Below are 9,960 nucleotides of genomic sequence, written 5' to 3'. Positions count from 1 at the left end.
TCGCCGCACCCGCCGTTGCTGCCGGCGCGGGGTCCCGCGCCGGGGGCGGCGAGCGGGGCGGTCGACGGTGAAGCGCGCGGCGGCGGTGAGCCGGCCTTGGCGCCGACGCCCACGCCGGACGATGTGGTGCCGCCGGATGCCGGCAGTCCGGCTAACGCGCTGCCGGAAACGCCGACGGGCGGACGCGGCTCGCCGTGAGCGGTGTGGTCTGGCCGCGCTGCGCGGTTGAGCCGGGTCGGCGCTTTTCGCAGGCGCGGCTGAGCTCGTGCGGCGCTTTTCCATCGACGCGGCTGAGTTCGTGCGGCGCTTTCGCCAGCGCGACAAGACTCGCGGCGCTTTCCGCAGGCGTGGCTGCGCTCGTGCGGTTTCTTTCCATAAGCACGGCTCAACTCGCGCGGCATTTTCCACAAATGCGTCTGAGCGACGCATCTCTTTCCAGAGGCACGGATGCGCGCGCCGCGCTTTCCCACGGACGCGGCGGTCCACGCAATCCGCATTAGCCGCGGCACCAGGCCCCTACGACCTCACCGCCTCGCTCCCGCTCGCCACGTCAGGGTCCGAAAAACCCGCTCCCGCTTCGAGCGAAGCATCGTGATGCAGCAACAGCACGGCCGCGACTCCAACCAGACCGGCGCCCGACAGACACAGCAGACCGGCGCCGAAGCCGCCGGTGCTGTCCTTGATCCAGCCCATCGCGTACGGTCCGAAGAAGCCCGCCAGATTGCCGAGCGAGTTGACCGCTGCAATACCGCCCGCCGCCGCCGCGCCTGACAGGAACGCGGCCGGCAAGGTCCAGATCACCGGCAGGCAGCCGAAGATGCCGAACCCGGCGATCGACAGCGCGATCATCTTCTGCACCGGATTGTCGAGCCCGGCCGCCGCCGCGATGCCGGCCGCCGCCACCAGTAGTGCAATCGCCACGTGCCGTTTGCGTTCGAGCTTACGGTCCGAGTGACGTCCCCAGAACACCATGCTGATCACGCCGACGATATACGGCAGCGACGTCACGAAGCCCGTCTGCAGATTGGTGAGCCCGAACGATTTGACGATCTGCGGCAGGAAGAAACTCAGTCCGTAGTTGGTTGCGTTCGCACCGAAGTAGATCAACGCGACGGCCAGCACGCGCGGATTGAAAAGTGCTTCTTTCACGCTGAAAGCATGCACCGCTTCGCGATGCGCGCGCTCCTGCTTCTGGCGCGCGACCAGCCAGCCGCGTTCCTCGGCGGCGAGCCAGGTGGCGTCGGCGGGTTTGTCGGTGAGGTAGTAGATCACGACGAACGCGAGCACCAGCGCGGGCGCGGCTTCGATCAGATAGACCCATTGCCAGCCGGCCAGTCCGCCGAAGCCGTCCATCGACAGCAAGGCGCCGGAGATCGGGCCGCCGATCACGGTGGACAGCGGAATCGCCGCCATGAAATAGCCGACCACCCGACCGCGATACGCCGCCGGAAACCACAGCGTGAGCAGGAAGATGATGCCGGGAAAGAAGCCCGCCTCGGCCACGCCGAGCAGAATGCGCAGTCCGTAAAACACGTGCGCGGCGGAGAGTCCCGTGAAGCGCGCAATATCTGGGATATACGCCATCGCGCCCGCGAGAATGCCCCACGTGAACATGATCCGCGCGATCCAGCGGCGCGCGCCGAATTTCTCCAGCAGCAGATTGGAGGGGACTTCAAAGAAAAAATATGCGATGAAGAAAATCCCGGCGCCAAAACCGAAAGCGCTCGCGGACAGGCCGAGCGCCTTGTTCATCTGCAGTGCAGCAAAGCCGACGTTGACGCGGTCGAGATAGGCAATGAAATAACACAGGATCAGGAACGGCACGAGCCGAACCGTTACACGTTTCATAGTGCGTGCTTCGAGCTCCATCGATGTCTCCTCCGGTTCAGCGTCCGGCTGGTTTAAATGGTGTTGTTACAGACTAGACGCTGAAATCCGATTCCGGAAGATTTTTGCGCTGTCACGATGCAAGTGATGCAGCGTGCTCAGGTCCACGGAACGTGAACCTTGTCCAGGTTGCGGTCGAGCTGATAAGCCGCGCTGATCAGCGCGAGATGCGTCAAGGCCTGCGGAAAATTGCCGAGCGCCTCGCCGCTGGTGGCCACTTCCTCGGAAAACAGGCCGACGTGATTCGCATACGCGAGCATCTTCTCGAACACGAGGCGGCCTTCATCGACGCGTCCGGCCCGCGCCAGCGCTTCCGCATACCAGAACGAACAGGCGCTGAAGCCGCCTTCGACGCCGAGCAGTCCGTCGAGTTTCGTGCCGCGCGTGTAGCGGAAGATCAGCGGGTCCACTTTCAGTTCGCTGCCGATCGCGTCGAGCGTGCCGAGCCAGCGCGGATCGGTTGGGCCGATGAAGCGCACGAGCGGCATCATCAGCGCGGACGCATCGAGCCGCTGCGAATCCGGCGTCTGCACGAACGCGTTCAGTTCGTCGTTCCAGAAGTGCTCGTGGATATCAGCGTGGATCGCGTCGCGCGTGTCGAACCAGCGCTTGAGCGGCGCGGGCAGCGAACGCTTTTCCGCGAGACGCAGCGCGCGGTCCACGGTGACCCAGCACATCAGCCGCGAATGGAGCAGGGGCCGCAGGCCGTTGCGGAACTCCCAGATGCCGTGGTCCGGTTCGCGCCAGTGCTCGACCACATAGTCGACGGTGCGCGTGACGTCGTGCCAGCCGTCGTGCGAGATCGCGGCGCCGTACTTGTTGTACAGATAGATCGCGTCGAGCAGCGCGCCGTACACGTCGAGCTGGATCTGATCGCGCGCGGCGTTGCCGATGAGCGGCACGCCCGCCACGCCGTTTTCGTTCGATAGCGCCGCGATTTCGGTTTCTTCAGGCGGCACTTTGCCGTCGACGGTGTACATGACGCTCAGCGAGCCGTCCGAGTCGCAATGACGGCTGCGCCCGGCAATCCACGTCATGAAATGCCGCGCTTCGCCGGTATAGCCGAGGCGCAGCAGCGCGTATACGGAGAACGCGGCGTCGCGAATCCAAGTGAAGCGGTAGTCCCAGCGGCGCGAACCGTCGAGCGCTTCGGCGAGGCCGAAAGTCGGCGCGGCGACGATCGCGCCATGCTCGCTGGAACTGAGCAGCTTCAAGGTCAATGCCGAGCGCATCACGACTTCGCGGTAGCGGCCGCGATACGTGGATTGCGCTGACCAGCTTCTCCAGAAGCGGATCGTATCGGTCAGCGCCGCTTCGCAATCGAACGACTTTTTTCGCAAGCCTTCGGCATCGCCGAAAGCGAAGCCGGCCGACTCGCCATTGCGCAGTTCGAATTCGGCGTGCGCCGCGCCGTCGTCGAGCGTGAGCGGCAGGGTGCTGTTCAGGCGCAATTGCATGCCGCCTTCAATGCCAGCGTCGGCGGCGGCGTGGAATTCCACCGCGCCTTCCTTATCGATGTGAGCCGTGTGCGAGCCGCGCGCATAGTCGAAGTGCGGCTCGCAATGCATCCTGAACGCCATGCGCCCATGCACGACCCGCACGACGCGGATCACGCAGTTGGGCAGCGGCGCGTCGGCGCTGGCGCCGCTGCCGTCCTCGGGCACCGGCATGAAGTCCATCAGTTCGCACACGCCTTCGGGCGTCATGAAACGCGTCAGCAAAACGTTGGTGTCGGGCAGATACATCTGCTTGACGTTGGCGGTGTCGAACGTGGGTTCGATCGAGAAAGCGCCGCCGCGCGACGGCTCGAGCAGTCCGGCGAAAATGGCCGGCGAGTCGATACGCGGAAAGCACATGAAGTCGATCGAGCCGCGCAGCGAGACGAGCGCCGTAGTTTTCATGTTGCCGATCATGCCGCGCGCGTCGGTCGGCAGTGCCGGTCTCGGTGGGATAGGTCGGTGATCGGGCATGTCTGCACACTCCGTGAAGCGAGCCGCGATGCGCTCACACGAAACCCTTTAGCAACGACTGTGCCGCGCCGTTCGTGCGGGCCGTACGGCGCATGAAGAACGCCGCCGAATGTTAAGATGCGGGCGGAATTCATGGAGCTATCGATGCGCGAAAGCAAGCGCCAGCAGGTCGTGGACAAGGCCACCGAACTCTTCTCGAAGCACGGCTTTCACCCTGTCGGCGTGGACTGGATCATCGACGATTCGGGCGTCGCCAGAATGACCTTGTACCGGCACTTCGCGGGCAAGGACGATCTCGTCAGGGAAGTGCTGGAACAGCGCTACGACTACATCATCGAAAGCGTGGGGCAGCGTGTTCAAAGTGTGGGCGAACCGCTTGCGCGCGTGAAAGCGATATTCGACTGGTACGAAGCCTGGTTTCGCACGCCGGAGTTCGCCGGTTGCCTGTTCGAGCGCGCGCTCGCCGAATTCGGCACGTCTTACCCGAAGGTCTCCGAAGTCGCGATCCGTTACCGCGAGAAAATGGTGGACTGGATCGACGAGATCCTGCGCGATATCGTGCCGCCCGACACGGCGCGGCATTTCGCCAGCGTGTGCATGATGCTGCTCGACGGCGCGACGGTCGAAGCGCGCGCGTTCAACGATCCGTCTTCAGCAAAGCGCGCTTGGCAGGCGGTCGAATTGATGCTGAGCCGGAGCAAGGTGGCGTCGTCCTGAGCGATTGTTTAGGCGCCAGCAACAGTGTTTTCAGATGGTGAGGCTGATCTCTTACGCGTGATTGCGGATAATTTCATGATTGGATAATCCGCAAAAATGTGCAGGTGATACATGTTCAATACTGTCTCAGGCCGCATGCCCGAACGGGAGGGCGCAACCGGCGCGCCCGCGGCGCGAAACGCTTTGTCGAGACGGGCGCGCGCCTTCATTGCAGCCGTGGCGGCGTGCGCGAGCCTCGTGGGCTGCGCCAGCTCCAGCGACGTGGTCGCCACCAGCAAAGCCAATACTTATACGGTCGCGGCAAGCGCAACCGGCGGACGCCTCGCCTGGGCCCGCGCGCATGAGCACGCCATGAACGAGGCGCGCGATTACTGCGAGCGTCGCGGTATGCAGACCAGCGTGACGACGGAAACCGTCAGCGGCGTCCAAGGGCTGACGGAGCACGGGTCGTCCATGAGTTTCGAATGTCATCCGAAGTTCTAGCACCGAGCCTGATCGGCCAACCGAGTGCGGTAAATTCTGGATCGCCTTTGATTTTCAAACTTTGAAAAAGGAAAGAAAGATGCGCGGCCGCGTTATTCGCGACCCATTGCCACAGTAAAAATTAACAATTGCGGCGCACTGACGCGATACAGTGCAAGTGAAAATTAACCGCAGAGCAACTCGCTCGATTAAAATCCCGCTTGATCATTTCCGCCGAAAAAAACGTATCGCACATTCTAGTTTAAGACCGCCGCGAATATCATCGTTTATGAATGCCGGCGCGCTGAATGAAGGCAAGCGCAAGCACTCGCAGGCAATCCGCCATTTCAAAAGTCCGCGTGCCGAAGCTCAATAAAAAGGATTCGATTGTGATCACGGCGTCGAAACGACAGAAACATGCGGTTATCGCCTCGCGTTACGCCGCATGGACACGGCGCGCGCTCCTCGCCAGCTTTACCGTCGCGGCGCTGGGCGCCGTTCCGTGCGAGGCGGCTTATATCGTCGTCGACACCGGGCACACGCCGCAGCGGCCGGGCGCGACCGGCGCAAGCGGTCGTGTCGAATATCTCTACAACCTGGATCTGAGCGCGGCTGTCGCGCAAGACCTGCAAGCGTATGGCGATCACGTCGCGCGCACCTCCGCCGACGGCAAGGAGATCGCGCTGCAGGATCGCTCGACGCATTCCCCCGGCGCCGATCTGTTCGTGTCGATTCACCATGACTCGCTGCAACAGGCATGGATCGATGCGGGGCGTCGCCGCGACTATCGCGGCTACGCGATCTTCGTGTCGCAACTGAATCCGCATTACGAAGAGAGCCGGCGCTGCGCGAAGGCCATCGGCGAACAGATGCTGGCCGCAGGGGAAAAGCCCTCGCTGTATCACGCCACGCCGATCAAAGGGGAGAACCGGCCGTTGCTGGATCAGCGCCTTGGCATTCATCGCTTCGACGATCTGATCGTGCTGAAAACCGCGCCGATGCCCGCCATGCTCGTCGAAGCCGGCGTGATCGCGAACCCCGACGAGGAAACCCGGCTGCGCAATCCGGCGACCATCGCGCGTATCGCGCAAGCAATCAGCAAGGGCATCGAGGCTTGCCGCTGACGCGCGTCGAGTCCGCGCGCGGCGGCGAGGACGAAACGCGTAAAAGTCCAGAACGGCTTTCGGTTACGGCACGTACAGATAACGCACGAGGTGGAAAAACACCGGCGCGGCAAAACAGATCGAGTCGACGCGGTCGAGCGCGCCGCCGTGCCCCGCGATCATCGCGCCCCAGTCTTTCGCACCGAGCGAGCGCTTGACGGCCGAGAGCACCAGTCCGCCGACAAAAAAAACCCGCCAGCACGATCGCAAGCGACATCAGAAACGCCGCACCGAAACTGAACGGCGGCGGCTGGCGGCAGCCGGTGTGAGCGCCAATGCGACGGAGCCGGTAAGCAGGCAACTCGGGCGTGAAAAGCCCCGCGCTCACCTGCATGCCGCTCACGCGTCCGTGTCAATCCCGATTCAGTTCTTGTCGAACGTAACAAGATTCTTGTCTTTCGTATCAGCCACGAAGATCGCCAGCAGCTTCGCCGGTTCGGTATCGCTCGCGTTTTCGCTGACCGTGTGATGCACGCCGGGCTTCTCGGTCCAGTGCTCGCCGGCATGGTAGACGCGTTCTTCGCCGTTGTTCACGCGGCTGCGGATCGCGCCCGACAGCACATAGCCGACCACGAACGCCTGACCGTGCCGATGCGACGGCGACTTGGCGCCTGGCGCATAGTCGACGACGAGCGCCGTGATCGTCTTGCCGGGCACGTTGGCGATCGCCTCGGCGAACGCAGGCGTGATCGTCTCGTGCTGCGCGGTTGTGTCAGCGGCGAATGCGGACTGCGAGGTCCCCAGAATAGAAAGGCTGGCGAGTGTGGCCGCCGCGATCAGTGTGCGAATTTTCATGCTGTAACTCCTGACAAGAGATCCTGGGTTTCCTTGCTCGAATCCGACGACGCCCAGCCCGACGCCACCGCGTCGAGTTCGGCACGGGCGCGCCGAAGCGCTTCGGTACGCGCTTCGGGATCGGCAAACTGCAGCGGCTGAGCATCGACAAAGGTCGGATCAGCGACGCCGAGAAAGCCGAACGCAGCCTTCAGCGAAGGCGTGAGCGCATCCATGCCTGCGTAAGGCGAGCCCGGACGCAAATCCGCGCCGCGGCTCGTGATGAAGAGCACCTTCTGACGTGAAAGCTGACCAACCACGCGGCCGTCGTCCGCGTTCACATAGGTCAGGCCCGTACGCGTGACGCTGTCGATAAACGCCTTGAACGCGGAGGGCATCGACCAGTTGTACATGGGCATGGCGAAGACGAACGCGTCGGCGGCGAGCAGGCGTTGGCACAGCGCATCCGAGCCGGCCAGCGTCGCCTTCATGGCAGGCGTGCGATCCGGCGCGGCCGTGTAGGTGGCAATGGCGAAATCCTCAGTGACGTGCGGCGGCGTGTCGATCGTCACATCCAGATAATCGACTTCGAACTGGCCGCCTTCTTCGCGCAGGCGTTCCAGAAAATAGCGGCTCAACGCGCGGGAGTTGGATCGCTCGCGTTTGGCGCTGGCGTCGACGTGCATGATCTTCATGGTTTCCGTCCTTCCATTTGTGATTTAGCGTGAGGGCAGATTAAACGCTCGAGTGGCTTTGTGAAATGACCGGTTTTGGCTAATTCAAGGTGACCACTTTTCACGCTGTCGGTAGCCGCGAAGAGGCGCGATTGTGCGCGTGACTGAAACAGTCATATGCCGAAATCGATCTTTGACAATATCTGACTTTGCAGATAAAGTTCAAGCCATCGAACAGGAGGCATGAATGAACCATTACACGCCGGAAAATTTCAGCCTGACGCAGAGCGTGGGTTTCTCGATCAACAAAGCACGTAACTTGCTGATTACTGAAATGGACACTGCGCTGAAGGATCTGGACATCACCAGTCAGCAGATGGGCATTCTGCTGTCCGTGCACTGGAACGTCGCGACCACGCCGTTCGAACTGTCGCGGCTGCTCGGCATCGACACCGGCCTGATGACGCGCATGCTCGACAAGCTGGAAGCCAGGGGGTTGCTGGAACGCTCACGCAGCATCGAAGACCGCCGCGTCGTCAACCTCGAGTTGACAAAAGAGGGCAACGCGATCGCCGTGCAGCTTCCTTCGATCGCTCCGGTGGTGCTGAACCGGCGCCTGAAGAGGTTTACGAAAGCCGAGTTCGAGGAGTTTCGCCGTCTGCTGAACAAGTTTCTCGCCGAGTAGGCGAGGCCAGCCAAACATGTCGCGGACGCTCGCGGCGTTTTTTTCAACCATATATCTGACAAGTCAGAAAATGAAACCACAGTTAATTCCACGGATAGCCGGCTCGCGGGTCGCGAAGGCTGGTGTGACGGTGATCGTCGCGGCCGTGCTCTCCGCTTGCGCGAATTACGCCGGTATCTCGAGCGACAAGCAGATGGCGCAGCCGCAGACTTACGCGACTCAACAAAGCATTCCGCAGGACAATGGTCATTGGCCCGCCGCCGATTGGGCCGACCAGTTCGGCGACGCGCAGCTGAAGGCCTTGCTTGCCGAAGCGCTGAAAGGCAATCCATCGGTCGAGCAGGCCCGCGCCCGCGTCGCAGCGGCCGCCGCGTACAGCGACACGGCGAAGGCGAGCACCCTGCCGAAAGTCGGCGCGGACTATTCGTTGACGCGCCAGCAGTATTCGGGCACGGCGCTCGTGCCGCCGCCGTACGGCGGTTCGTGGCAAACGGAGAACAAGGGCTTGCTGTCCGCGTCCTACGATCTCGATCTGTGGGGCAAGAATCGCGAAGCGCTGAAGGCTTCGCTGTCGCAGTTGCAGGCGACCCAGGCGGACGAGGAAGTCGTCAAGCTGTCCCTCACGTCGGCCACCGCGCGCGACTACAACCAGCTTGCGCGGCTCTATGCATTGCGTGACATCGCGCAGGAAGAAGTCACGCAGCGCGAACAGATCGATCGCATTACGGCCGGCCGCATTGCAACGGGCCTCGACACGCAAGTCGAACGCAAGACGGCGCAGGCGAATCTCGCCACGAGCCGCGGGACGCTCGCGTCAATCGACGGCAGCATCCTCACGACGCGCTATCAGTTGGCCGCCTTGCTCGGCGCCGGACCGGACCGTGGTCTCGCCATCGCTCGGCCGACGCTCGGCGTAGGCGACGAAGTGCGTCTGCCCGACAACCTGCCGGCCGATCTGGTGAGCCGCCGCCCGGACCTGGTCGCGGCCAAATGGCGCGTCGACGCGCTCACGCACGACGTGAAAGAGGCCAAGGCCGAGTTCTATCCCGACATCAACCTGAGCGCCGCGATCGGTCTCGACGCATTCGGTTTCGGCCGTTTCCTGACGGCGGCGAGCCGCACGGCGTCGGTCGGCCCAGCGATCCATCTGCCGATTTTCGACGGCGGTCAATTGCGCGCGCAATTGAAAGGGCGTTATGCCGATTTCGACTACGCCGTCGCCACGTATAACCAGACGCTCGTCACCGCCTTGTCCGAAGTGGCGACGCAACTCGCGCAAATCCGTTCGACGGACGAGCAGCTCACCGACGCGCAAGCCGCCCAGGAAGCCGCCCGCGGCGCCGATCAACTGGCGCTCACGCAATACAAGGCCGGCCTCACGAATCAGTTGACCGTGCTGAACGCCGACACCACCGCGCTCGCCGCGGACCAGCAGGTCGCGAATCTGAAGATGAACCGGCGCGACCAGCAGATCGCGTTGGCCGCGGCGCTCGGCGGCGGTTATGTCGACAACGCCGATTCTGTCGCCAGCAGCGGCGCCGTCGTTCCAGCAGCATCCGCCAACCCCGTCGTCGCCGCCGCTCGCTAAAGCGCCATCGCGACACTTTGCCAATCAGTCAGGACTCCCA

The 9,960-nt window shown here is 63.0% G+C and carries 10 protein-coding genes and 1 pseudogene; 6 read left to right on the top strand and 5 right to left on the bottom strand.

What is annotated here, in order from left to right; all coding sequences use genetic code 11:
• A partial coding sequence (locus tag P0D73_RS26185; protein ID WP_408433367.1) for a hypothetical protein occupies positions 1–198 on the top strand: 198 nt, incomplete at its 5' end.
• A gap of 318 nt (positions 199–516) precedes the next feature.
• Here P0D73_RS26185 and P0D73_RS26180 read toward each other — a convergent pair.
• Positions 517–1,869, bottom strand: a complete 1,353-nt coding sequence (locus tag P0D73_RS26180) for an MFS transporter (RefSeq protein WP_408433366.1) — start codon at positions 1,867–1,869, stop codon at positions 517–519.
• A gap of 116 nt (positions 1,870–1,985) precedes the next feature.
• A complete protein-coding gene (locus P0D73_RS26175; RefSeq protein WP_408433364.1) occupies positions 1,986–3,857 on the bottom strand; it encodes a glycoside hydrolase family 15 protein in 1,872 nt (623 codons plus the stop codon).
• A 144-nt stretch (positions 3,858–4,001) separates the two neighbouring features.
• On the opposite strand from P0D73_RS26175, the gene P0D73_RS26170 reads away from it, so the two are divergent.
• From P0D73_RS26170 to P0D73_RS26160, 3 genes are all read left to right on the top strand, one after another.
• Complete coding sequence (locus P0D73_RS26170; RefSeq protein WP_132374598.1) at positions 4,002–4,574, top strand: TetR/AcrR family transcriptional regulator; 573 nt, start codon at positions 4,002–4,004, stop codon at positions 4,572–4,574.
• Positions 4,575–4,685: 111 nt separating this feature from the next.
• Positions 4,686–5,057 (top strand): hypothetical protein, encoded by a 372-nt coding sequence (locus P0D73_RS26165; protein WP_408176882.1) that lies wholly within the window; start codon positions 4,686–4,688, stop codon positions 5,055–5,057.
• A 287-nt stretch (positions 5,058–5,344) separates the two neighbouring features.
• Entirely contained in the window at positions 5,345–6,160 is an 816-nt protein-coding gene (locus P0D73_RS26160; protein WP_408433363.1) for an N-acetylmuramoyl-L-alanine amidase, read from the top strand.
• A gap of 63 nt (positions 6,161–6,223) precedes the next feature.
• Here the strand turns inward: P0D73_RS26160 and P0D73_RS26155 are convergent.
• The 3 genes and pseudogenes from P0D73_RS26155 to P0D73_RS26145 form a co-directional block, all read right to left on the bottom strand.
• A pseudogene (locus P0D73_RS26155) lies at positions 6,224–6,443 on the bottom strand (phosphatidate cytidylyltransferase); the annotation flags it as partial.
• A 119-nt stretch (positions 6,444–6,562) separates the two neighbouring features.
• Positions 6,563–6,994, bottom strand: a complete 432-nt coding sequence (locus P0D73_RS26150) for a cupin domain-containing protein (protein WP_408176880.1) — start codon at positions 6,992–6,994, stop codon at positions 6,563–6,565.
• Positions 6,991–7,668, bottom strand: a complete 678-nt coding sequence (locus P0D73_RS26145) for an FMN-dependent NADH-azoreductase (RefSeq protein ID WP_132374594.1) — start codon at positions 7,666–7,668, stop codon at positions 6,991–6,993. The genes P0D73_RS26150 and P0D73_RS26145 overlap by 4 nt, the downstream gene beginning before the upstream one ends.
• A 226-nt stretch (positions 7,669–7,894) precedes the next feature.
• Between P0D73_RS26145 and P0D73_RS26140 the strand changes: the two genes are divergently transcribed.
• Together P0D73_RS26140 and P0D73_RS26135 are read left to right on the top strand one after the other, a co-directional pair.
• The gene (locus tag P0D73_RS26140; protein WP_408176879.1) at positions 7,895–8,332 is read left to right on the top strand and encodes a MarR family winged helix-turn-helix transcriptional regulator; all 438 of its coding nucleotides are present in this window, start codon (positions 7,895–7,897) and stop codon (positions 8,330–8,332) included.
• 70 nt (positions 8,333–8,402) lie between these two features.
• Positions 8,403–9,920, top strand: a complete 1,518-nt coding sequence (locus P0D73_RS26135) for an efflux transporter outer membrane subunit (RefSeq protein ID WP_408433360.1) — start codon at positions 8,403–8,405, stop codon at positions 9,918–9,920.
• The last annotated feature ends 40 nt before the right edge of the window (positions 9,921–9,960 follow it).

The organism is Paraburkholderia sp. RL18-101-BIB-B (assembly GCF_046026985.1).
In the GTDB taxonomy this organism is placed as follows: Bacteria; Pseudomonadota; Gammaproteobacteria; order Burkholderiales; family Burkholderiaceae; genus Paraburkholderia.
Note: the sequence above shows the minus strand (reverse complement) of the source record. Positions and strands in the feature narration are given on the sequence as shown.